Source organism: Candidatus Ozemobacteraceae bacterium, assembly GCA_035373905.1.
In the GTDB taxonomy this organism is placed as follows: domain Bacteria; phylum Muiribacteriota; class Ozemobacteria; order Ozemobacterales; family Ozemobacteraceae; genus MWAR01.
On the sequence record DAOSOK010000002.1, the window covers coordinates 162813 to 185491 of the forward strand.

Sequence of the window (22679 nt, forward strand, 5' to 3'; positions counted from 1 at the left end):
CGAAGAACGAGGGTGATTGCTAGACTTGGCCGCAAGAAGCGAGGAGCGCACGACGAATGAAACGAACGCTGATTGTTCAGGCACCTGCGAAGATCAATATCGGGCTCTGGGTCAAGGGTAAACGGGCGGACGGGTATCACGAGATCGCAAGCCTGATGCAGACGATCTCGCTCGCAGACACGATCGCGATCAAAGAGACCCGCGAAGACGGCCTCCGGATCGAGTGCGATCACCCCGGCGTTCCGACCGGCCCCGAGAATCTCGCCTACAAGTCGGCGATGCTGCTGCTGAAGAAACTCGACATTCCGCCGCGTCTCCTGATCCAGATCGAAAAGCGGATTCCGGTCGCCGCGGGACTGGCTGGTGGAAGCACCGACGCCGCCGCCGTGCTGCTGGCGCTTGCCCGTTTTTACGACTCGTCCCTGCCGATGCTCGATCTCATGACGATGAGCCAGTCGATCGGCTCCGACGTGCCGTTCGTCATGCACGGAGGCCTCGCCCTCGCCACGGGCCGGGGCGAGAACCTGACGTTCTACGACGCGCCGAAGCCGCCCTACGTCGTCGTCATCGCCGTTCCGAAAAACGTCAGCGTCTCGACGAAATGGGCGTATGAAAACTACCAGCCGGGCGACAACACCCGCAAGGAAGAATTGTTCGCCACCCTCCTTCCCGCATGCCGGGAGCGGAACCTCGCCCTCCTGAGAAAAAACGTGTTCAACGACCTCGAGTCCGTCACGCTGCACCGGCATCCCGAAGTCGCCGCAATCAAGGAGCGTCTGGCCGCAACCGGCGACGGCGTGGTTCTCATGTCCGGCAGCGGGCCGTCCGTATTCGGCCTGTTCGAGGAGCGTCGCGATGCCGTGAAGGCCGCGAGCTCACTCGACCCGGACACGGTCGATGTGTTCATCGAACATACACTGCGCTCGCAGTCGCGCTGAGAGGAAATTGCCGGAATGAAACGCCGCATCTCCCTCCTCGGCTCGACCGGCTCCATCGGCCAGAGCACGCTCGACGTCATCCGAGCCCACCGGGACCGCCTTTCCGTGGTTGCCTTGGCCGCCGGTCGCCAATGGGAGCGCCTCGTCGGCCAGACGCGTGAATTCCGGCCCAGGATGGTCGCGATCTTCGACCCGGAAGCGGCCGCCCGGTTCAGGGACGCGATGCGCGGCTCGGACGTGGCCGTCCGCGAGGGGATGCCGGGCCTGCTCGAGGCTGCCGGCCTTGATGAAGCCGATACGCTTGTGTCCGCCTTGGTGGGCTCGATCGGCCTGCGGCCGGTGATGGCCGGCATCGATGCGGGAAAGGCCGTCTGCCTCGCCAACAAGGAGACGCTCGTCGTCGCCGGGGCCCTCGTCACCGCTGCGGCTCACAGGAAGGGCGTTCCCCTGATTCCGATCGATTCCGAACACTCCGCGATTTTCCAGTGCCTCGCTGACGGCCACAAGGACGGGAGCCGGATCAAACGCCTGATCCTGACGGCGTCAGGCGGCCCGTTCCGCATGACCGACGCCGGCAGTCTTGCCCGGGTGACGCCCGGTGAAGCTCTTCGACACCCGAACTGGGACATGGGCGGCAAGATCACGATCGACTCGGCGACGCTGATGAACAAAGGTCTCGAGGTCATCGAGGCCCACTGGTTGTTTGACATCGATTTCGACCGGATCGAAGTGGTCGTTCATCCGCAGTCGATCATTCATTCGCTGGTCGAGTTCATCGACGGCTCGTTTCTCGGCCAGCTCGGCGCCCCGGACATGCGCCTGCCGATTCAGTATGCGCTAAGTTATCCCGAACGCTGGGAAGCGAGCGGCGAGCGGCTCGATCTGCTCAAACTGGGAACGCTCTCGTTCGAACCGCCGCGGATGGCGGATTTTCCCTGCCTATCCTACGCATACGAGGCGGGGCGGCGCGGCGGCAGCCTTCCCTGCGCGATGAATGCGGCGAACGAGGTCGCCGTGGCGGCGTTCCTGCGCGGGGACATCGGGTTCACCGATATTCCGGTCGTGATCCGCACCGTGATGGATGAACTGCCGTTCGAGGCCTCGCCCGACCTCGAGACGTTGCTGAGACACGACGAACTCGCGCGCGGGGCCGCAGCGGTCTGCGTTGCGGCGCGGACTGCCGTCCGGCAAGGCGGGGAGGCCGCGGCATGAACGGGGAGATGAGCGGCCTCAGAATAGGCTTCGGCCACGATATTCATGCCCTGATTCCCGACCGGGAACTGTGGCTCGGCGGTGTCCGCATTCCCCATTCGTACGGTCTCAAGGGCCACTCGGACGCCGATGCCCTGCTTCATGCCGTCATGGATGCCCTGCTCGGGGCCGCCGCGCTCGGCGACATCGGCATGCTGTTTCCCGATACCGATCCCGCCTATCGCGGCATCTCGTCGATGCTGCTGCTCGAGCGCGTCATGAGCCGCATCGAGGAAGCCGGTTTTTGTGTCGTCAACATCGATACTGTGATACAGTGTGAGAGTCCGAAAATTTCTCCTCACCGTGAAGCCATTCGCGAGTCGCTCGCCCGGGGCCTGCGCATCGACAAGAGCAGGGTCTCGGTGAAAGCCGGCACGAACGAGGGGTTCGACGCGGTGGGGGAGCGGCGCGCCATGGTATGCAACGCCGTGGTGTTACTTGAATCCCGGAGGAATGTCGGCTGTGGCAGGTGAAAAGCAGAGATCCCAGTTGTTCCTCGGCGTAGGATACCTGTTCGTGGCAGGGATCATCCTGATCAACTATATCGGCCAGCGCGGCGACTCGCGCGGCATCGTTGCCGTCACGGGCGAGATGGCGATGAGCAGCTACTTCGGCGAGGCCGAGGTCCTGCGGAAACGACTCGAGGAGGAACGCCGTCTCAACACCGAGATGCGCAAGATGGTCACCGAAATGCAGACCTATGCCGGCACCAGCAAAGCCTCCGAAAAGGCGGGCTTCGAAAAAGTGCCGCTTCGCATGACGTCGGCCGATATCGACAAGCTGGCCCGGGAGGGGTTCCCCCCCGTCGTCGACAAGCTGAGGATCGTCACGGCCAAATCCAGCCCCTTCCGCGTCGGGCGGAATCCGTTCGTCCCGTTCTACGGCATGGGAAAAACGTCCAAAGCCGTTACGGCCGAATCCTCGAAAGTCACCATCTCCCTGCGCGCCGATCCCGTCCTGCCCGTTCTGATGCAGGGCGCATGGTCTCCCGTGACGGTCTACGAAGAAAACTGAAACCGAACCGCCGACAAGAGCCCTCTCGGGGGCTCTTTCGTTTTTTTCGCCACGTTCGCCGAACTCCTAAAGCGTGAGCCGCCTCATGCCGATAAGCTTCTCAGAGAATACGCGACCTCGCTTTCAGGAGACGAACGAACATGAGGCAAACCATTCGGAATCTCGGCCTGCTGGCCGGACTGCTCTCGCTCTGCGCCCCTCTCGCGGCGGAACCGGTCGTCGGCGGCTACGTTCTCGAGCGCCTTCCCGGCGGCAAACAGGCTGTCGTGGACGGCAGGAACATCGTTCTCGCACATGTCTTCAACCAGGATCCCGGCGCCCTCAAAGCCGGCCGGTATGACGTCGGGGTTGAAGTTCAGGGCTCCAAGGGCGTCAAGACGTATGTGATGAAGCCGACCGGCGATATCGCCGGCGGGGTCTTGCGGACGTTCCGTCTGAAGGTGCCGCTGAACGCTGGAGGCAAACCCGAGCTGGTCAGGGCGTTCGCTCGTATCGACGGTCGGAAAATCTGGTCCGAGCCGTTTGCCGGCAGCCGCCAGGCTGCCGTGAAGAGCTCCGACGGCGTCGTCACGACGCTGTATACGGAAGTCGCTCCGGAACCAGGCTCCGATGCGCCGCCTCGAGAAATCCCCTTCGAGAACGAGGTCGTCCGCCCGGCCGCTCCGAAGACCGCAGCCGCATCGACGCAGAAGAAGCCCGCGACCGGCGCCGCTGCGGCCGTTCCTACCGCGAAGCCCGGCAAAACGGCCGGTGTCGCCCCCGTGCCGGCGAAGAGCGGAATTGCTCCCGTCGCGCCGGCGGTTCCGGCCGCGGTGTCCGCGAAGCCTTCGACGGACGTCGTCGCGAAGAATCCCTCCCCGGCACCCGCGGCGAAGCCTCGCGTGATCAATCCGAACGAGTTCAAGACCCTCCACACCATCGACGAGGAACTGGTGATCTACGTCGTGAAGGCCGGAGACACCCTCCAGAGCGTTGCCGAGCGGTATTATGGCGATGCGGGTCATGACAGGACCATCGCCGACCTCAACTTCATCGAAGCCCGTGCTCAGGTCAAGCCCGGCGAGGAGATCATCGTCGATGTGAAGCCGCTTTCGGGGCTGAAGCAGAACACCGCCCAGAAGGAACCGAAGAAGGACTCGAAGAATGAACCGAAGAAGGAAACCTCGGTTCGCCCCTCCGAAAAGGCGTCAGAAGCGATTGCCGCCGGCGATGCTTCGGCGTGTGTCCAGCGGTACACGATCCAGAACGGAGACACGCTCGCGATCATCGCGAAGCGGTTCTACGGCAAGGCGTCGAAGGCCGGCATCATCATCAAGGCCAACCCGGGACTGAATCCGAAGAACCTCAAGATCGGAACCGAAGTGGTGATCCCCGCTGAGAAGGGAGACAAGGCATGATGACGAACTCGATGACCGTGAAGCGGGGAGGGGGCGTGAAGTCGCCGCTCGTCCAGATCAACAGTGTCGGCCACGCCGGCGTCGCGTTCCAGGTCAAGGGGAAGGCGTTCCAGGAGGGATATCTGTTTCTCACCCCCGAAATGCTCCGCCTGTTCCCCTTCAAGGAGGAGCTCAGTTCGATCCTGTTCGTCGACGACGCCGAAGTTGTATATTCAGCGATATATCACAAGGCCCGCGGCTACATGGTCTGCCTGTCCTTCGGCGAATGGTGGGAGAAGAACCAGATGCGCGAAGGGGATCAGATCGGCATCGAGCTGATCAGCCTGGCCGAGCGCCGCTACCGGCTGTATCGCGTCGTTCCCGATGCGGAAAAACTTGCCGCGAAATCCGACGAGGTCAAGATCACGATGCGCTCCGGCGGAGACCTGCCGATCCAGTATACGTCGGGGAACCTCGAAGTCCTTCGCAAGCTGATCGCCGGCGATTTCTCCCCCTACGCCGAGACCGGGCTGATCCTTCAGGGCGAGGAAATGAACGCCCGCGGCGATGACCAGGAGCTGATGTCGCTCGCCACGTGTTTCGGCGTCTCGGCGTATCAGCATCAGCTGAACACCGTTCACAGCGTGCTCGGGCGCTACAACGGCCGCGCCCTGCTCGCGGACGAGGTCGGTCTGGGCAAAACCATCGAAGCGGGGCTGATTCTCAAGGAATACCTGCTTCGCGGCATGGTGCGTAAGGTCCTGATCCTCACGCCGGCCTTGCTGATCACGCAGTGGCAGCAGGAACTCAAGACCAAGTTCGACCTCAGCTTCAAGAACCACAACGAGATTTCCGACTGGGAGCAGTCCGACCTGGTCATCGCCTCGCTCGACACCGCGAAAAGCCAGAAGAACCAGAAATCGGTCCAGAAGGTCAACTACGACCTGCTGATCATCGATGAAGCGCACAAGCTGAAGAACAAAAAAACGCAGAACTGGAAGTTCGTGAACTCGATCAAGACGAAGTATCTGCTGATGCTCACCGCGACGCCGATCCAGAACGACCTGATCGAACTGTTCAACCTGATCACGATCCTCAAGCCGGGCCACCTGTCGACCCTGCAGAAGTTCAAGAGCGACTTTCTGGCCGAGCGCGACAAGCGCATTCCGAAAAACTCGCTGAAACTGCGGGCCATGCTGTCGGAGATCATGATCCGACACCGCCGCAGCGACACGATGATCAAGTTCCCCCAGCGGTTCGTCCATACCCAGGCGATCAATCTCAAGCCCGACGAGGCGCGCCTGTACAGCGAACTGACCGACTTCATCCGTCGCCGCTACTTTACCCTGCCGACCCACAACAATCCTCGCGGCATCAATCGCCTCACCCTCATCCTCCTGCAGAAACTGATGGGAAGCTCGACGCAGGCGCTCAAACGGGCGCTCACGAAGATGATTTCCAGCAACTTCTACAAGGACGATTTCGACGAATCCCTCAAGCGGCTTCTCGATCTCGCCAACAACGTCGGCATGTCGAGAAAAACCGAGGTCCTTCTGGAACTGCTCGGCAATCTCAACGAGAAGCTGATCATCTTCACGCAGTTCCGCGGCACCCAGGATTATCTCGCAGACCTGCTTCGCGAGAAAGGGTATTCGGTCTCGATCTTCAACGGACAGCTGTCGCAGGCCGAGAAGGATGCGTGCATCGAGTCGTTCCGGAACAAGAACCAGATCCTGATCTCGACCGAGTCCGGCGGCGAAGGCCGCAACCTGCAGTTCTGCAAGGTGCTCGTCAACTACGATCTGCCCTGGAACCCGATGCGCATCGAACAGCGAATCGGTCGTATCCACCGCCTCGGGCAGACAGACGACGTTCATATCATCAACCTCAGCGCGAGCGACACGATCGAGTCCTACGTGCTCGAGCTGCTCGACAAGAAGATCAACATGTTCCGCCTCATCATCGGCGAGCTCGAAATGATTCTTGGCAATATGCATTCGAAGAAGACGCTCGAGCAGATCATCATCGATATCGTGACGATGTCGCCCAACCAGGAAGCGATGAAGCGCAAGTTCCAGACGCTCGGCAACAAGCTCGAAAAGGCCCTCAAGATCCATCAGGACATCACCCGCGCCCAGGAGGACATCTTCAATGGAAACGAGTAAAATCCAGACCCTCGTCTTCTCGTTCATGGACAAGGTCGGCATTTCCAGGTGGGAAACCTCCGAGGGCGTCTGGTGCGCCGAGATCCCCGAGTCGGAACGGGCGTTCTTCAACGGCTACGAGCACCTGCACTTCACCTTCGATCGCGAGATCGCGGAACGGCGGCGCGAACTGGAACTGATCTGCTCGGGCTCGTTCATGCTCCGCAAGATCGTCGACAGGCTCGTGGAAATTCCCAAGGTCAGCCGGCTGTTCAGCGCCGCGGCACCCGAGCTCCCGTCCTCGTCGGGCCAGCCCGGCGATCTGCGTGTGATCAGCGGCTGCAAGGCCCATTACCGGCAGCAGGTGCTGTTCCATTTCCGCGTCAGCGTCTCGGCGGAGCAGCGCCGCGAGCTGCTCTTCTCGGCACTTGCGGACCCCGCGAAGCGCGAAATATCATTGAAGGAAGGGCTGAGCGGAATCGATCTGAACGAATTCAGCGAAAAGCCCGATCCGTCACTCCCGATACAGGAATCCGGTGAAGATCTCGTCCGTTTGTATCTCCAGGCGTGCAGGACCCTCGAATCATCTCTCGAGGAGCATATCCGCGAACTGCAGGCCGAATCCGAGGAGGCCTACCAGCAGGAACTCGCCAAGGTCCAGGAGTATCTCGAGGACCAGAAGCGGGAACTTCTGAAAAAACGTGAAAACGTCTGCTTCCACCTGTATTTCTTCCAGAAGGAGGAGGAAATCGACCGGATGATGCGCGAACTCGAGGCGGAGCAGGCGCGGAAAATCGAGGAACTGAAGGAAAAGCACGCATTGAAGATCCAGGTGAGCCTCATCAATGCCGTCGTCCTGTGCATTCCGACCCTGGGAATGCCCACCGGCCAGACGGCCCGGCGGACGCGGGATGCGAAAGTCATTCCGATGCCCCTTCCGACGGGAGACCGCTGCGAGGTGCGCCCGGCAGTCTGAGGCATGGAGGCGGAATCAGATCGGCACGGAGGTTGAGCGATGTTTTTCAAGCACATATTCGTTATTCTCGTCATCCTGGGAATCCTGGGCTACGTCTACGGCGACAGGGTGTTCTATTTCCAGGCGAATCTGATGATCAGCTGGCAGTATGACTTCCCCGCCTATGAAGCGTTCGAGAGGATCGTTCGGTATTACCCGAACAGCAAGCACAGGCAGGAGGCCTACAAGATGATGGACATCCTCGTCAAACGGAACGGGGACCTGCGAACCTATCTGAACAAGCGTGACGAGGAGGTTCGTAAACTCGAGAAGAAACGGGCCGTCCAGGAGTCGTTCAGGTGAGCGGTGCTTCCGCGACATTCGAAGCCTTCGCCGGGCTGATGTCGGAACGGCGGAGCGTGCGTCAGTTCCGCCCGGACCCCGTCGACCCTGCAATCATCGAACGCGTCGTCGAAGCCGTCCGGTATTCGCCCTCGCCGACCAACCGGCAGTGTTTCCGGTTCATCGCCGTTTCCGACCGCCTTCTGCTCCAATCGATGAGCCAGGACGTCCTGCGTCGGATCGACGAGATCGCCGGCAGGCTCGACGAAGCCTCGGCCGCGGCGTTTCGCGACTACTCGAAATGGTTCACCTTTTTCGACCGCGCGCCCGTCGTCCTGTTCGGGGCGTATCGAAGCTTCGCGTCCCGTCTGCCGAGCGGGGAGAACGACCGGACGCTCGAAGGCCTCGCCGAGATCCAGGCGTTCGGCGGGGCGGTGCATGCCCTGCTGCTCGGCCTGCACGCCGTCGGCCTCGGAAGCTGCTGGATGAGCGGGCCGCTGGTGGCGGAAAATCCGCTCGAGCGGCTTCTGCGCATCGAAAAGCCCTGGCGGCTGGGTGCCGTGATTCCCGTCGGCTGGCCGGCGGTGAAGCCGGAATGCCCGAAAAAACCGGCCGTCCGGGACATCCTGAGCGGCTATCCTGCAGAATGAAAACCACCCGTTCGCCCTGAGCTTGTCGAAGGGCGAGAAGCAAGACGCCCCGCAGGCTCGAAGCCGGCGGGGCGTTGCGGTATTGAACTATATTACCAGGTATATGACGCCTGGACGCCGTAAATGTCGAGACCGGTGGTGAAGTCGCCGGACAGGTTGCCCCTCAGGAGATTGCCGGGGGCTGACGCCCGGAGATCGATCGGGGCGTCGTCATACCAGATTCGCATGAAACCCGCGGAGATCACCATGCGGTCGGAGGTGCGATACTCGGCGCCGAGAGCGACCTGCAGGCTGTCGGAACCGGGAATGCGCGGCGTGCGGCGCGAATCGGGGATGGGAGAACGATCGCGGGCCACGCCGACGCGCCAGGCGAGTCGCGAACTCGGCCGGTAGATCGCGCCGAGCGAGGTATACCAGACGTCCTTCCAGTCTTCCGCGGTGAAGGAATCAGGCTGCGCGGGGTTGTCGAACGTGACCCGCAGTCCTCCGTACCGATGCCAGAACGTCTTCGCCGCGTCGAGCATCAGCGTCCAGGACGCGCCGCAGGTGCGGCTGTACCCGACGCCGAGAATTTCGGGCGTCGTGAGGTCGGAGCGCGCGCCGGTCTGTGAGAAGATCCCGGTTGCCGCGTTCATCGCGCCCGCCATGCCGGCGGCGTCGAACCCGAAACGGCAGTCGCCCTTCAGGGTGTGCCGAACGGCCGATCGATACGAAAGACCGGCGCGTTCCCTGGAGGAGATGTCGCAGATGAATCCGAGAACGAAGCCGACGTCCCGGGCATCGCCGGTCATTTCCGCGACGCCGTCCTGCGTGGTCGGCGCGGCGCCCGGAATGCCGCTGCCTGCGGCGATCGTCCCGTAATCGACCGCGTTGGTGAGCTTCGCATCGACGGACTGAACGTTCAGCCCGGCGGCGAACAGCCACTTCGAGTCGAGTTTTCTGCCGGCTACCGGCATGACGGCCAGAGAGGTCATTTCAGAATCGATCGCGTAGTAGCGGCCGACCCAGGTCGGCGTATACTTCGTGCTGAGGCCCCAGGGGGCGTTCAGGGCGAGGCCGAAACGCCAGCCCTTCGAATCGGCAAGTGAGGCGTAGAGGGCCGGGATCGTGGCCGTGGGCGCTCCGTCCTCGCCCCCGGGATACCCGCCGACTGCCGTTCCGCCGGCCGTTGAAGCCCCTCTCAAGGAAAAGCGGACTTCGGGATCGAGCTGCAGCACCGAGATGATCGCTTCGCCCGGTTTATGAAGCATGAGAGCCGCCGGGTTGAAATACGTGTCGGCGAGATCGTGCGCGCCGGTATGTGCCCCGGCGAAGGCGCTCGAAAGGCCGGTCGTGCCGTGTTCGCGGACCATGTATCCCGCACCGGTGACTTTACCGGGCAGGGACACGATGACGAGAAAGAGAAGGAATACGGACCACTTCTTCAGATCCTGGCTCATGGGCTCCTCCAGACGATGATGAAACGAAGGGAGTTTCATTTTTCGACAGGGATCATATTCGATATACAGGGCCGTTGGCAAATGGAATCATACCGTGACCCGCGTGAGTTTCGTTTTCGGGTGTCCGGAAAAACAGCCTTCCGCATGCGTCGATAACAATAATATATTCTATATATAATACAAAATGGACCGACTCTTGCGAGTCGGTCCCGAGAACATAGGAACGTGGGATGCAAATGGTGAAATCAGACGGTGGAGTGAAACTTCGCGACGGATTCGAACATGCCGCGGGCCTTGCGACCCATGACGACGCCGATGTGCCCCGCGTCGATCACGAGATCGGTGACCGGCCCCGAGACGAGTTGCGAGAGGCACCGGGAAGACTCGATCGGAACGATGTGATCCTTCGAGGCCATGACGTTCATGACCGGGATGGAAAGGTTTTCGAGGTCGATCTCGATGCCGTCGAAATCGAAACGGCGGTTCCTGATGGCGTTGTCGTGGTAGCAGAGTTTCACGTATCCGCGATATGCCTCGCCGGGAACGTTGACGTTGTCGTTCAACCAGGATTCGAGCGCGACGATGCTTTCGGCGGCCTTCGCGTCGAGACTGCCCTCGAACACGTTCTTCCATTTCTGATATCCCGAGAAGGGCTTGATCAGCTGGAAGGACGACTGGAGCATCGCGGAATCGGCATGGCCGAGGACATCGACGAGCGTGTCGACGTCGAAGGCGTCCTTGCGTGCCCAGGCCGAGAGAGGGCCTTCGTCGTGGAAGTTGACGGGCGCGGCGAGCATGATGAGCCGCTCGATGCGGTTCGGGTGGAGCGCGGCGTGGAGGAGCGACATGGTGCCGCCCATGCAGTAGCCGAGAAGCGACGCTTTTTTGGCGCCGGTATCGCGGCAGGCTTCGCGGACGGCCATGCCGATGAGGTCGTCGACGAAGAAACGGAACGGCAGGTGGTCGTGCTGCGGGCCCGGCGTGCCCCAATCGAGCAGGTAGACCTGGATTCCCGCCTCTCGAAGATGGCCGGCCAGTGTTGCGGAGGGCATCAGATCCATGATGTAGGCGCGGTTGATGAGAGAGGGAACGAGCACCAGCGGCGTTGTGCAGGTGACGGGGGCCGTGCCGCTGTAGCGCAGGAGTTTCATCGAGTCGAACCGGAAGATCTCCTCGACCGTTGTTGCGCCGCGATACGGTTCGTCACGCGTTGCAGATGAGCCGGAAAGGACCGAGTCGAGATTCTTCTCGATGATGCGGCCGGCGAGGTCGATGTTGGCGGCCGTCGCTTCGAGAAGCCTGGCCGCGCTTTTCGAGAGGGTGTCGTTCATCGTCGCCTCCTGTTGGCGATAGAAAATTCAGACTCAGTTGGTCTTGCCGCTGGTGACGGCTTCGGTTTGGGCGCGGACATGCCCCGCGATGTCGGCGAGTTGGGTCGTGATCTTGTCGAGATAGGCGTTCTGGTCGTAGAGACGGCGGTTGATCTCGTCGAGTTCGCGCTTGGTGACGACCTGGAAGGTCTCGGCCCAGCGGTTGAGGTTCGTTTCCCACATTTTGCGCACGTCGAGGCTCTGCTCGAGCGAGCGGGTCATCGTGTTGACGAACGTCTGCGACTTCGCGAACTCGTCCATCGCCTGCGCGATGCGGTTCTCCCAGAACGTCTGGACGTCGCGGCCGGCCTTGAGATACTCCTGAAACAGTGCTTCCATCGTCATTGCTCCTTTGTCGAATTCCGGGTGCGTATGAAAAGAGGATACCTGCATTGCGATATAAAGTCAAGAAATAATTTTGCAATGCACAAACATTATCGGGTGAATCGCCTTGAAATCTGAGAAAGACTGAAGCTGTGAAGCAAAAAAAAGCCGCCCGGGCGAATGCCCGGGCGGCTCTGGCGGACGGAAGTCAGGATTTTTTCGAGGAAGACGACCGTTTTGACGGCTTCGGCTTCGCCGGCCGCTCGGGGCGCAGCGCGGAAATTTCACCGCGGATCTCGCTGAACTGATCCTCCAGGTCGAGAAGTTTGGCTTCGATCCGCTGGAGATAGCACAACATGCGGTCGAGTTCGGACTTGGAAGGCATGTTGATCGAGGTCAGATACGACTCGATCTGGGTGCCGAGGTGCTTGCGGACGTCAAGGGACTGGGACATGACCTGGCTCATGGATTTGAGGAACTGCTCGTCCTTCGTCAGGCGCTCGAAGGTTTCGGTCATGGATTTTTCCCAGAGTTCCATCATGTTGCGGCCGAAATCAAACGGGTTCGTCACGGGGTTCGTCTCCTCTTCACGGATTGGAAGGCTTGTTGCGGGACAGCCACTCCATCGTATCTTTCCAGACGGTTTCGCGGATGGGGTGGGCGACGGTCAGGGTGAAATGGGTGGCTTCGTACTTCCGGTTCGTCACTTTCGAGTTGGTGAGGATGCCGGGATTCCGTTCGGCGCACTCCACCGAGACGACATGGTCATTCGTCGCATACAGGTTCAGCGTCGGGAACGTGATCTTCCGCAGGTCGACGGTTTTCCCGTCGATGCGCATGGCGTTCTGCGAGAGCAGGTTCTCCTGGTAGCAGTCGCGGATGATCTCGACGAACGTCTGGCCCGGGAACGGGACGTTGTCGGTCGCCCATCGGTCGAGGGCCTTGAAATTCTTCAAGTATGTATCATCCAATATATTTTCAAACAGGATGCGCGGCTTCGCGAACGTCGATCTTGCCTGCAGGTAGGGGAACGGGGCGTGCAGGATCTTTTCCGGCACACAGCCGAATGCGTCGGCGAGCTTCTTCGGATCGAACGAGTCCTTATTGGTCCAGAGCGTGAGAAGGCCGCCCTCGGTGAACTCGAGCGGCGTAGCGAGAAGAACCAGGTTTGCGTACTCGTCGGGATGCAGGGCGGCCATCATTGCCGCGCAGGTGCCGCCCAGGCAATATCCGAAAAGGGTGAGTTTCTTTCCGCCTTCGGCGCGGCGGACGCGGCGGACGGCGCGGAGGGCGACCCTCTCGAGGTAGTAGGCGAGGCCGTGCTGGGCGTTTTCCGGTCCGGGGATGCCCCAGTCGAGGAGGTAGACCTTGTATCCGGCCTTCGACAGGGCCTCGATGAAGCTGTGTCCCGGCTGGAGATCGAGAATATACCAGCGGTTGATGAAAGAGTACACCATGAAGATCGGCGGCGCGTCGAGGGGCTTGCCGAGAACCTCGTATTCGAACAGCCGGCAGGTGCCTTCGGTGTAGACCGTACGGCAGGGCGTCTGGGCCATGCCGAGGGCGGCGAGTTGCTGGTCGCTGGCCCGGTTGCCGACGGCGGCGGCGTGCTGAAGATACTCGACGAATTTCCGCGCCCGCGCAAGGTCCTCCTGAAGACGGGGGTCCTGGACGGGGGCTGCTCCCTGCTGTTTGCTCATGATAACGAAGCTCCTCCCTGGGATAGGCGGATCTGATATCCGGTGTGTGTCGGCCGATACCGGCCGGGAAAGTATAGGGGGCTCCCTCCGAGGGTGTCAAATCGGGAATGGCCGTGGTTGCAACGCCGGGAATGAAAAGCCGCCGGAACTGCCTGGGCAGACCGGCGGCCGTGGAGACGAGCGGGGGATTATTCGGCAGCCTTGGCCTTGGGGGCGGTCTGTTCGATCACCTGGCGCCAGACGTTCTCGAAGTGGTGCATGACGACGCGGGTGTTCTTCTGGTAGTCCTCATACGCCTTGTTGACCATCTCGATCTGCTTCTTGGCGGTTTCGTTGTAGGCTTCGCGCTGCATGTCGGCGATCTTGGTGACGTTCTCGGTGAGGGTCGTGTAGAACTTGAGGGAGTTCTCGAGACCTTCGCGGGAAAGGCGGATCATCTCGTCGCGGTCGAACAGGGGGGTGTTGGTGGTCGGGGTCATTGGTATTCTCCTTGATATTGTATTCAAAATAGAGAAGGCGTTTCGAATCGCCGTCTGTGTGAAACCGAACGTTACAGGGCGGCCTGGGGCTGGGACTGGAACTGGTCCGCGAGCTTCCGCCACTCTCTCTCGAAGCCACTCGTGATCGTGCGGCTGCTCTTCTGATACTCCTCGAAGGACTTGTTGACGAGGTCGATTTGACGGCGGGAAGCTTCGTTCATCGTGTCCTTCTGGATCTCGCCGAGTTTCAGGGCGTTCTCGGTCAGCGTCATGTAGAATCTCAGGGAGTTTTCCATCCCCTGTCTCGAGAGCCGGAGCACTTCGTCGCGGTCGAACAACGGGTTTGTCATTGGTCGGATCCTTTCGTGTCTTGTGTCTGCGGGTGGTCATCGGTCGGTCCCGGTCTGGGCTTGGCGGTCGATGGCGCGGTTGAAGAGCGATTCGCAGTGATTCCGGAGAATCCTGGCCGCCTTCAGCGACTCGTCGATGACTAGGTTGGAAATCTCGGCCTGGCGGCGATGGACTTCATTCACGGTCTCGACCTGCATCGAGGCGACCTTCTCGACGTTGTGCGAAAACTGGACGGCCAGACGCATCGAGGCGTCGAACAGGTGCGTGGAGAGATCGGCGAGATCCGTGAGCGGGGTCATGGTGCTGCGGAAGGCGTTCATGGTTTTGTTCTCCTGAAATTGTGCGGTGCAATTTCGTGCTTGTGTTGAATTGGTCTTACAGAAGCAAATATAGCATCGGTAAGAAATTGTGTCAAGCAAAATAATTTTGCAATGCAAAATATTTTTTCTGCCGCTCGTTCGCGGAGGTGCCAAGACGCGCCCGGAGCGACTCGTCGTCGGGGCGTCCGGGGTGAGCCGAAGAGGGCGAGGCACCCGTGGGAAATGTGTGGTCCGGGATGCGAGGGAAAAGAAACAGCCCGGGAGCTTCCGGGCTGTTTCTGAATGAAGCGGGAGGCCGCTACCTCTTGCGGCGGCGGACGGTCCCCGGTTTCTCGGCGTGCTTCAGGGCTTCGACCTCGCGGCGGAGTCGCTGGAGTTCCTCGCGAAGCGAATCATCCGCATGCGGGGCGGGCTGGGCGGGGGACTGAACCGGCTGGGCCGCCTGGCCGTGGGTGGGCTGCTGAGGCGGCGTTTGCGGTTGGGGAGCCTGTGGTTGAGGCTGCGGCTGCGGAGAAGCGCCGAAAAAACTTCCGAATGGCGACATGGTCGGAAAACTTCCGGGAAGCCAGGGATTCATCATCATCCCGGACATCAGGCGCCGCTGCTGGTCGAGATATCCCTGGAACGCCTGGGGAAGACCGTTGTAGAGGAAGTCGCGGACGACGTTGTCCTGCGCGCGGATCATCAGCGTGACGAGGTCGAGCGGGAGATAGTCGGGGCGGGATTTCAGCGTTTCCACGAGAACCTGCCCCATGGTGACCTGCGTGAGGTCTTCGCCGGTCTTGTGATCGAGGATCCGAATCCGCTCGCCGGCCTTGATGCGATCGGCGATCTCGCCGAGCGTGACATGGGTGTTTCGCGTCGCATCATAGATGCGGCGGTTCGGATACTTGCGGAGAATGGTTTCGCCCTGGCCTTCGCCGTGCTGTTTCTGTGTCATGCCGTGCCTCCGGTTCGTGGTGCGGAATGGACCGGTCGCGCTTCCCGTGCGGTCCTTCGAAAATTATAATGCATTGCGGCCGGAAGGTAAAGGCCCTTGTTGTCGCGCAAAAGCCGCGCTCACTCCCAGCGGCCGGGAATGGCGGTTCCGCAAAAAGCGCAGGCGCCGTTCCTGATATGCATTTCCCCGATCGAATACCCGAACCGCTCGACGACGCGCTTTTTGCAGCCCGGGCAGAAGGTGCTCTCTCCCTCGTGGCCGGGGATGTTTCCCAGGTAGACATACCGAAGGCCGGCCTGCATCGCCAGTTCCCGCAGTCGTTCGAGGGTGTCGGGCGGCGTCGGCGGAAGGCTGCGAAGACGGTAGGTGGGCATGAACCGTGAGAGGAACAGGCTGATGTCTGGGCCGGCGTGTTCCACGAGCCATCGGAACATGGCCGAGCAGGTCACGGGATCGTCGTTCAGCGTCGGAACGACGAGCGTGACGATATCGACGAGGGTCTTGCTCCCGGCCAATCGTTCGATCGTCGAAAGAACCGGCGCGAGAGTCCCTCCGCAGACGGAGCGGTAGAAACGTTCCGTGAACCCCTTGAGGTCGACTTTCATGACGTCGAGCCAGGGAAGGAGCTCCCTGAGAGGCTCGGGGTTGATATAGCCGCAGGAAATCATGATGTTCGCGAGGCCGGCCGCGCGGGCCGCTTTCGACGTGTCGAGCATGTACTCGTAGAAGATCGTCGGCTCGGTGTACGTGTAGGCGATGCTCCTGCACTTGTTGGCAAGCGCTTCCGCGACGACCCGCCCGGGAGGGAGATCGTAAAACTCGCACTCTTCCGGCCCGATCTGCGAGATCTGCCAGTTCTGGCAGTAGCGGCAGCCGAAGAGGCACCCGGCCGTCGCGATCGAGAAGGCTGTGCTGCCGGGCAGGAAATGAAAGACCGGCTTTTTTTCGATCGGATCGATCGCCGCCGAGCAGGGGCGGCCGTACACGAGAGTGCCGAGACGGTTTTCCAGGCTGATGCGCGCCCTGCAGAGACCTCGTTCGAACGGCTTCAGCGTGCAGAAACGGGGGCAGAGTTCGCAGCGGATCAGTCCGTTCGCGGTGCGCGACCAGTACATCGCATCACGCGGGGAGAAGCCGGCCGCTTCGAGGGCGCGCAGGTTCGCCTCGGCGGCGGCGCGGTCGTAGGTATGCCGGCCCGCCGGCCCTTCGGGCTGGGCCCGTTCCGGGGAAACGGCTTTCAGTCCGCTCCCGGCACGGCCGTCGAGGAGAAGTCCGCCGAGGCTGATTCCTGCCGCCGCGGTGCAGACGTCGATGAGAAACCGGCGCCTGTTCATGAGTCGCCGCCCGGACCGGGTTTCTCGGCTGGCCGGAGACGGGCCAGGCTCGTTTTGAACGTCTCGATGTCGGCAAACAGCGGGTTCAGAGGGCACAGTTTCCGGCAATAGAAGCGGGGAACCAGCGCCGCGCCTGCGAGAACCGAAACGGCGAGAAGCGTTCCCCACGCGCCGAGATTCCGGAAGAAGAGGGCCGAAAAGACTTCCGCCCGCTCCAGGGGGAGGTCTTCCGTCATCGGATACAGCAGGAGAACCGTCCAGAGGAGGGCACGACCAGGTCCGGGGCTGCATGAGCCGGGAGAAGCCGCGGGCGAGATCGAGTGAATGACGTCCTGGAGGCGGCCGCAGGGGCAGAGAAACCGGCAGTAGCCGCGCCTTGAGAGAAAGACGGCCGTCGCCGCGAGTGCCAGAATCAGGCCCGCCTGGAAGGACGCCGAACCGCCCGTCAGGAAGCGGAGATGCGAAAGGGAGACGAATGTCGGGGAAAGGAGACCGAGGGAAAAAACGACGAAGGTCGCCGCAAGGGCGTTTCCGATGAATCGCTGAAAACATGCCGCGAGGACGGCGATGAAGACGGCAACCAAGCTGGTCCGAACGCCTTTCCTGGAAGGAAGCGCGGACGCGGGTTCTCTCGGAAGGGGCCGACCGGAGGAGGCGTTCGCGACGGCAAACCCCTGACGAAGGGCCTGACACAGGGCTTCGACCGAGACGGTGGCGTGCGTCAGACCTTCGATGTCCTCACCCGGAACAAGGGGGTCATGGGCCGTTTTTCCGGCGAACTGTCCGAGAAACCAGTCTGAATCGATGCCGGCGACGAACGTCGGCGTTTCAGTATGCGAGAGGAGGCGCACGCCGGTGATGCGGCCTGCATCGTCGAAGCCGGCGACGAGATCGACGGGGCCAGCATAGCCTGCCGGGCGTGGAGCGAGAAACGCGCTGAAAACGGCGTGCCAGCGAACGGTTCCCGAGGCGTCGATCCCTTCAAGACGGCAAGGTCCGTGAGAAGCGGGGCGCAGAGAGAGACCGGACGGGCCGATGGACCGGGCGGCAGCTTCCCATGCCGCCGGAATGTCCCCGGCGGGACCGGGGCGATCTGACGGCGTTCTCGTCGTACGGGCGCCGTGGAGCCAGACGAGAGCCAGCAGGAGAACCGTCACTCCGGCAAAGACGTGATGTGTCTTCGCTCTCAAAATTCATCCTCGTTTCATCTCGTTCGGTGGTATAGTGAAACGGCTCCATGATACCTGTTTTCAAAGCGAACCTGAAATGAATTTTCCCGCCCTATCCGATATCTTCCGTCTTCTTCTCGACAATCTCACCAGCGCCGAATACGAGTTGCGCAAGGCGGCCCTCACGGCGGTGAGCAGATTGCGGGGGGAAACCGCCGCCGAGATTCTGTTCGAGCGCTTCAAAAGCGACAATCTCGATGATTACCTGACCTTCGCGCTCAGCAGAATGAGCGCCGACAAGGCGGCAAAACTCTTGCTTCAGGCTCTCCACGATACGCACGTCGAGACCAGGCTCGCCGCGGCCGACGCCCTGTCGCGGCTGAATGCCGACGAAGCGGTCCAGGTGCTCAGCGATGCGGTCGAGCAGTATCTCGCGGGGTCGGGCGGCGGTGCGGACGCCGTTCTGCTGAGCGAGGAAGCCATTTCCGGCGCCGTCCGGGCGCTCGGGAGACTCGGCACGCCCGTCTGCATGGCGTTGATGCGCAAGCTTCTTATGAAGGAAACGAATCCGCGTATCCGTGCAACGATTCTCGCGGCCATCGTTCCGCGAATGACCGACTCGTTGCTGACCCTTGTCGCGGGGTTTCTCAAAGACGAAGACCCCCGCGTCCGGGCGAATGCCGTCGAGGCCCTCCAGGCGCTGAAGAATCCATCCATCATCGCCGTTCTTCAGCCGTATCTCTACGATCCGCACCAGCGCGTGCGCGCGAACGCCATCAAGGCCGTCTGGCAATACGGTGACTTCGAGGTTTCCGCCACGCTCAAGGAAATGCTGGCCGACAAGGACAAGCGGCAGCGCGTGTCGGCTCTCTACGCCATCGGGGAAATCAGGCTCGCCGGCTTTCAGAAGCATGTCCTGGCGGCGCTCAGAGACCAGGACGCGGACATCCGACGAAATGCCCTCATTGCGATTCGGAAAATCTCCGTCGGAGCACAGGCCCCGATTCTCGCGACGCTGAAAGACAGCGTGCTTCCCCTGCTGGAGGACCAGGAGCCGGCGGTCAGACTCCAGGCCGTCACTGCGCTGGAAGCGACGATGGGCGGCGAAGCCTTCATGCCCCTGGTCAAGCGGCTTCTCATGGAAAAAGCCGCCGGGGTTCTCGCGCAGATCATCGATACGATCGGCCGGTTCAGAAAGCCCGAGACTCTCTCGATCATCGATTCCTATCTCGACAACTCCGAAGCGCAGGTTGCCATCGCCGCACTGAACGCCATCGGCGGAATAGAGCCAGAAATGGTGACGTCCGTCGTCCTCAAGTCGATCAGGCGAAGTATGAAGCATCCTGAAATCCGGGTTCGCAGGAAAACCGTCGAGACCCTGTGGAAACTTGGCGCCTTCGACGTCCTCAACGAGTTGTGCGTCGGGTTGCGTCACGAGCGCCAGGATATTCGGAAGATGTTTCTCCAGTGTTTCGGGGAGGTGTGCGCCGAAGTATCGCGATCAGGAGGCGAGCTTCTCACGACTTTCGAGCGTGAGTTGAAAGCGGCTATCGCCGAACATCAGAAAAGGCTCGAACAGAGTAAATCTTCTGCGGCCCAGGCAGATGCCCAGAACCTTTGGAACCTCGCGGCCGGGCACATCCGCTCCGGAAGGAACACCGAGGCGGCGGACGCTCTCGAACGCCTGCTGAAGATGGCCCCGAGGCATGTTCAGGCTTGGATGGCTCTTGGCGATTTGGCCCATCGTGGGGACGACCATGTGCGGGCCATCGACTGTTTCCGTTCGGCCTTGGCCCTGGAGCCCAACTTGCCGAAAGCCCTGTATGCCCTCGGTCAGATCCACCACGCAAGGGGGGAATGGAAGCAGGCGGCCGAGGCGCTTCATGCGACGATCCGGTTGTATCCGAAGCTGCCGCAGGCGTATCTACTGCTGGCCGAGGCTCTCGAAGAGCTTCAGCGGCCCCAGGACGCCTACAAGGCCCTGCTTCGCCTGGCGGACCTCGTGCCGGACAACCCCGCCGCCCTCCAACGACTGGCGCGGGCGGCGTTTTTCGTCGGGGATTCGACGAAAGCCGTTGCTGCCGCGAAAAAGGCGGCCGAACACGGGCAGATCGACCTGGCCTGCCATTTTATTATATCGTATGGTATGGCATTCGAGGGGAACGGCGGGGCCGCCTATCGCGACCTGGTGCTTCTCGTCTCGAAAATCCTCGCACACCCCTCGGGGAAGGGGACCGCGGAACTGTTGAAGCTGTGCCAGTGTGCCGCGAAGCTGTTTGCCATGCGTTCGGAAAATGCCTGAAAACGGTTTGCGAGGCGGGTGGCCGTGTATTATGATGGCATGACTATCTTGTCTGGTGGAGGGAAACCATGCCCCGGGCTTACATGCGGATTCACCGTGGAATCACCATCCTGCTCGTTCTCCTTGCGGCTCTTCTGATCCGCCCGGCCCTGGCGAGCAGGGAGTGTCCGGCGTGCGGAAAGTCGTTCGACGACGGGGTGAACTTCTGCCCGTTCGACGGGGGAAAACTCGAGCAGAGCCCTCGGGGCGAGCGGGGAACCCTCATCGTGCGCGTGACGCCGCCGGAAGCGACGATGCTGATCGACGGTCTTCCCCGCGGCACGGGGCCGGAACTCCGGTTCGAGATTCCCGCCGGAGAGCACCGCCTCGAGGCGGCAGCTCCCGGTTTCGCCTCCCAGAAGCTCAGCTTCAGCGTCGCATCCGGCCAGGAACAGCGACTGACGCTGGAACTCGCCCCTGTCACCCAGATGCCCGCTTCGACGCCGGCCGCGGCCCCCGCGAACGGCCGCCCCAGGGGGGAAATGGTCGAGGTCAAGGGCGGTGTCTACATGCTTGGCAACGAGCGCGGCAACCCGGACGAACGGCCTCTGCGGAAGATCAAGAGCCCGGGGTTCTGGATCGACAAATACGAAGTGACCTGCGCCGAATACCTCCGCTTCATCGATGCGATCAAACGTGAAGGACACAAGTGGTGCCATCCTTCCGAGCCCATGCAGAAAGATCATATACCATACCATACATATACCTGGGCGCTGCGGTTCAGCTGGCTCGGGGGGCGACCCCCGGCCGGAATGGAGGAGTGCCCGGTCGTCCTCGTCGACTGGTACGACGCCTGGGCGTATGCGAAGTGGGCCGGCAAACGACTCCCGACCGAAGACGAGTGGGAGATCGCGGCGGGCGGCGGTGACGGCCGCGAATACCCGTGGGGGAGCAGTTTTCGCGTCGAAAACGTGAATATAGGCGGGTATCCGGTGAAGGTGGGGAGCTTCCCGGACGGCGCCTCGCCGTGGGGGGCCCTCGACATGGCTGGCAACGTGGCCGAGTGGACGGTGACCGCCTACGAACCCGACGCCCGCGACGGCCGCGATTTCAACGGCCATTTCGGCCAGCCGATCATCCGCGGCGGCTCGTGGGACGATGAATCGAAAGGGTGCCGGGTCAGCGCCCGCGACGTGCATCGGACGCCCTTCTACCGCAGCACCACCGTCGGGTTCCGGTGCGTGCGCGATACGCCGCCTCCAGATGCGAAACCCTGACCACCCCGACCGGGCAGGACCGCGCGCGAAGAGAAAAACCTCCTCGGAACCGTGGCCGAACGGGCTGCGGGTGGGGTTCCATCTCTCGATCGCTTCTGGCCCTGAAACCCTATTCGAGCGGTACCGGGTCCGCGGATGCACGACGCTCCAGATATTCACGTCGAGCCCGAGAGTCTGGGAACTGCGCCCCTGGTCTGACGAGATGGTCGAACGGTTTCATGCCGCCCGCGCGGCCGCCGGTTCCCCGCCGTTGATCGTCCATGCGCGGTATCTCGCGAACCTCGCCTCCGCCAACCCCGATGTCCGGCGAAAATCCGTCGAGGTTCTGCGGTTCGAATACCGGATGGCGGCGCGGTGCGGGGCCGATTTCGTCGTCGTCCACATGGGCAGCAATCCCGATCGCGAGGACGGCTTGAGCCACATGAAAGCCGGACTCCATGCCGCTCTCGACGGAGTGGCGGCCGATTCGCCCCTGCTTCTGCTCGAGAACACCGCCGGGGAACGGAACGATCTCGGCGCCGACCTTGCCGAGATCGCCGGCGTTCGCGACGAGATGCCGTTCCCGACGGGCGTCTGCATCGACACCTGCCATGCGTTCCAGGCCGGCTACGATCTTCGCGAGGTGGCGGAACGCGACCGGCTCGAACGCGACGCAGCCCGCCTGTTCGGCCCCGACGGCGTCAGGGTGGTCCATCTGAACGACTCGATGAAGCCCTTCGGAGCGCATCACGACAGGCACGAGAACATCGGCGGCGGGGTGATCGGCGCAGAAAACCTCGCCGAACTCCTGCTGCGGCCGGGTTTCACCGGCCGCCCCGTCATCATGGAAACCCCCCAAGCCGGCAACGAAGACCCCGCCGATGACCTCAAAAACCTCGCCACCCTTCGCACGGCGTTGAAAGCCTGTGCGAAACGCGCCTTCCGCCCCAAAGACGCTCCGTTGGCATAAGGCTCTGGTTGAAGCAATCCATCCCCAGTTGAGGGGAGACCTGCGGTATCTTCGGATTGACTACTCGTCGCAAACG

23 protein-coding genes are annotated in these 22679 nt (G+C 61.9%); 12 read left to right on the plus strand and 11 right to left on the minus strand.

Annotation, left to right across the window (positions count from 1 at the left end; all coding sequences use genetic code 11):
- Nucleotides 1–56: 56 nt before the first annotated feature.
- From ispE to PLU72_01640, 9 genes are all read left to right on the plus strand, one after another.
- Nucleotides 57–938, plus strand: coding sequence for a 4-(cytidine 5'-diphospho)-2-C-methyl-D-erythritol kinase (gene ispE, locus PLU72_01600; GenBank protein ID HOT26850.1), 882 nt, complete (start codon nucleotides 57–59; stop codon nucleotides 936–938).
- A gap of 15 nt (nucleotides 939–953) precedes the next feature.
- Complete coding sequence (locus PLU72_01605; protein HOT26851.1) at nucleotides 954–2150, plus strand: 1-deoxy-D-xylulose-5-phosphate reductoisomerase; 1197 nt, start codon at nucleotides 954–956, stop codon at nucleotides 2148–2150.
- The gene (gene ispF, locus PLU72_01610; protein HOT26852.1) at nucleotides 2147–2662 is read left to right on the plus strand and encodes a 2-C-methyl-D-erythritol 2,4-cyclodiphosphate synthase; all 516 of its coding nucleotides are present in this window, start codon (nucleotides 2147–2149) and stop codon (nucleotides 2660–2662) included. Before PLU72_01605 ends, ispF begins: the two co-directional genes overlap by 4 nt.
- A 43-nt stretch (nucleotides 2663–2705) precedes the next feature.
- Nucleotides 2706–3203: a hypothetical protein gene (locus PLU72_01615; GenBank protein HOT26853.1), complete on the plus strand. Its 498-nt coding sequence runs from the start codon at nucleotides 2706–2708 to the stop codon at nucleotides 3201–3203.
- A 140-nt stretch (nucleotides 3204–3343) separates the two neighbouring features.
- The gene (locus PLU72_01620) at nucleotides 3344–4600 is read left to right on the plus strand and encodes a LysM peptidoglycan-binding domain-containing protein (protein HOT26854.1); all 1257 of its coding nucleotides are present in this window, start codon (nucleotides 3344–3346) and stop codon (nucleotides 4598–4600) included.
- Nucleotides 4597–6744 (plus strand): SNF2-related protein, encoded by a 2148-nt coding sequence (locus tag PLU72_01625; GenBank protein ID HOT26855.1) that lies wholly within the window; start codon nucleotides 4597–4599, stop codon nucleotides 6742–6744. The genes PLU72_01620 and PLU72_01625 overlap by 4 nt, the downstream gene beginning before the upstream one ends.
- Nucleotides 6731–7699 (plus strand): hypothetical protein, encoded by a 969-nt coding sequence (locus PLU72_01630; GenBank protein ID HOT26856.1) that lies wholly within the window; start codon nucleotides 6731–6733, stop codon nucleotides 7697–7699. The genes PLU72_01625 and PLU72_01630 overlap by 14 nt, the downstream gene beginning before the upstream one ends.
- Before the next feature lie 39 nt (nucleotides 7700–7738).
- The gene (locus PLU72_01635) at nucleotides 7739–8041 is read left to right on the plus strand and encodes a hypothetical protein (GenBank protein ID HOT26857.1); all 303 of its coding nucleotides are present in this window, start codon (nucleotides 7739–7741) and stop codon (nucleotides 8039–8041) included.
- Nucleotides 8038–8670, plus strand: coding sequence for a nitroreductase family protein (locus PLU72_01640; GenBank protein ID HOT26858.1), 633 nt, complete (start codon nucleotides 8038–8040; stop codon nucleotides 8668–8670). Before PLU72_01635 ends, PLU72_01640 begins: the two co-directional genes overlap by 4 nt.
- 92 nt (nucleotides 8671–8762) lie before the next feature.
- Here the strand turns inward: PLU72_01640 and PLU72_01645 are convergent, their stop codons facing one another.
- The 11 genes from PLU72_01645 to PLU72_01695 all read right to left on the minus strand — a co-directional run bounded on the left by PLU72_01645 (nucleotide 8763) and on the right by PLU72_01695 (nucleotide 18117).
- Nucleotides 8763–10109: an outer membrane protein transport protein gene (locus tag PLU72_01645; GenBank protein ID HOT26859.1), complete on the minus strand. Its 1347-nt coding sequence runs from the start codon at nucleotides 10107–10109 to the stop codon at nucleotides 8763–8765.
- 245 nt (nucleotides 10110–10354) lie between these two features.
- Nucleotides 10355–11440 (minus strand): alpha/beta fold hydrolase, encoded by a 1086-nt coding sequence (locus PLU72_01650; protein HOT26860.1) that lies wholly within the window; start codon nucleotides 11438–11440, stop codon nucleotides 10355–10357.
- Nucleotides 11441–11473: 33 nt separating this feature from the next.
- The gene (locus tag PLU72_01655; protein HOT26861.1) at nucleotides 11474–11818 is read right to left on the minus strand and encodes a hypothetical protein; all 345 of its coding nucleotides are present in this window, start codon (nucleotides 11816–11818) and stop codon (nucleotides 11474–11476) included.
- A gap of 193 nt (nucleotides 11819–12011) precedes the next feature.
- Nucleotides 12012–12374, minus strand: a complete 363-nt coding sequence (locus tag PLU72_01660; GenBank protein ID HOT26862.1) for a poly(R)-hydroxyalkanoic acid synthase subunit PhaE — start codon at nucleotides 12372–12374, stop codon at nucleotides 12012–12014.
- 16 nt (nucleotides 12375–12390) lie between these two features.
- Nucleotides 12391–13503: an alpha/beta fold hydrolase gene (locus PLU72_01665; protein ID HOT26863.1), complete on the minus strand. Its 1113-nt coding sequence runs from the start codon at nucleotides 13501–13503 to the stop codon at nucleotides 12391–12393.
- A 188-nt stretch (nucleotides 13504–13691) separates the two neighbouring features.
- Complete coding sequence (locus PLU72_01670; GenBank protein HOT26864.1) at nucleotides 13692–13982, minus strand: hypothetical protein; 291 nt, start codon at nucleotides 13980–13982, stop codon at nucleotides 13692–13694.
- Between the two features lie 71 nt (nucleotides 13983–14053).
- The gene (locus PLU72_01675) at nucleotides 14054–14332 is read right to left on the minus strand and encodes a hypothetical protein (GenBank protein HOT26865.1); all 279 of its coding nucleotides are present in this window, start codon (nucleotides 14330–14332) and stop codon (nucleotides 14054–14056) included.
- Between the two features lie 36 nt (nucleotides 14333–14368).
- Complete coding sequence (locus tag PLU72_01680; protein ID HOT26866.1) at nucleotides 14369–14653, minus strand: hypothetical protein; 285 nt, start codon at nucleotides 14651–14653, stop codon at nucleotides 14369–14371.
- Nucleotides 14654–14951: 298 nt separating this feature from the next.
- Entirely contained in the window at nucleotides 14952–15593 is a 642-nt protein-coding gene (locus tag PLU72_01685) for a polyhydroxyalkanoate synthesis regulator DNA-binding domain-containing protein (GenBank protein HOT26867.1), read from the minus strand.
- Between the two features lie 119 nt (nucleotides 15594–15712).
- A complete protein-coding gene (gene amrS / locus PLU72_01690) occupies nucleotides 15713–16927 on the minus strand; it encodes an AmmeMemoRadiSam system radical SAM enzyme (GenBank protein HOT26868.1) in 1215 nt (404 codons plus the stop codon).
- The gene (locus PLU72_01695; protein ID HOT26869.1) at nucleotides 16924–18117 is read right to left on the minus strand and encodes an FMN-binding protein; all 1194 of its coding nucleotides are present in this window, start codon (nucleotides 18115–18117) and stop codon (nucleotides 16924–16926) included. Before PLU72_01695 ends, amrS begins: the two co-directional genes overlap by 4 nt.
- Before the next feature lie 76 nt (nucleotides 18118–18193).
- Between PLU72_01695 and PLU72_01700 the strand changes: the two genes are divergently transcribed.
- The 3 genes from PLU72_01700 (at nucleotide 18194) to PLU72_01710 (ending at nucleotide 22603) form a co-directional block, all read left to right on the plus strand.
- On the plus strand, nucleotides 18194–20398 hold the full coding sequence (locus PLU72_01700) for a HEAT repeat domain-containing protein (GenBank protein ID HOT26870.1): 2205 nt from the start codon (nucleotides 18194–18196) through the stop codon (nucleotides 20396–20398).
- A gap of 68 nt (nucleotides 20399–20466) precedes the next feature.
- On the plus strand, nucleotides 20467–21654 hold the full coding sequence (locus PLU72_01705) for an SUMF1/EgtB/PvdO family nonheme iron enzyme (protein ID HOT26871.1): 1188 nt from the start codon (nucleotides 20467–20469) through the stop codon (nucleotides 21652–21654).
- A complete protein-coding gene (locus PLU72_01710; GenBank protein HOT26872.1) occupies nucleotides 21641–22603 on the plus strand; it encodes a deoxyribonuclease IV in 963 nt (320 codons plus the stop codon). The genes PLU72_01705 and PLU72_01710 overlap by 14 nt, the downstream gene beginning before the upstream one ends.
- Nucleotides 22604–22679 lie beyond the last annotated feature (76 nt).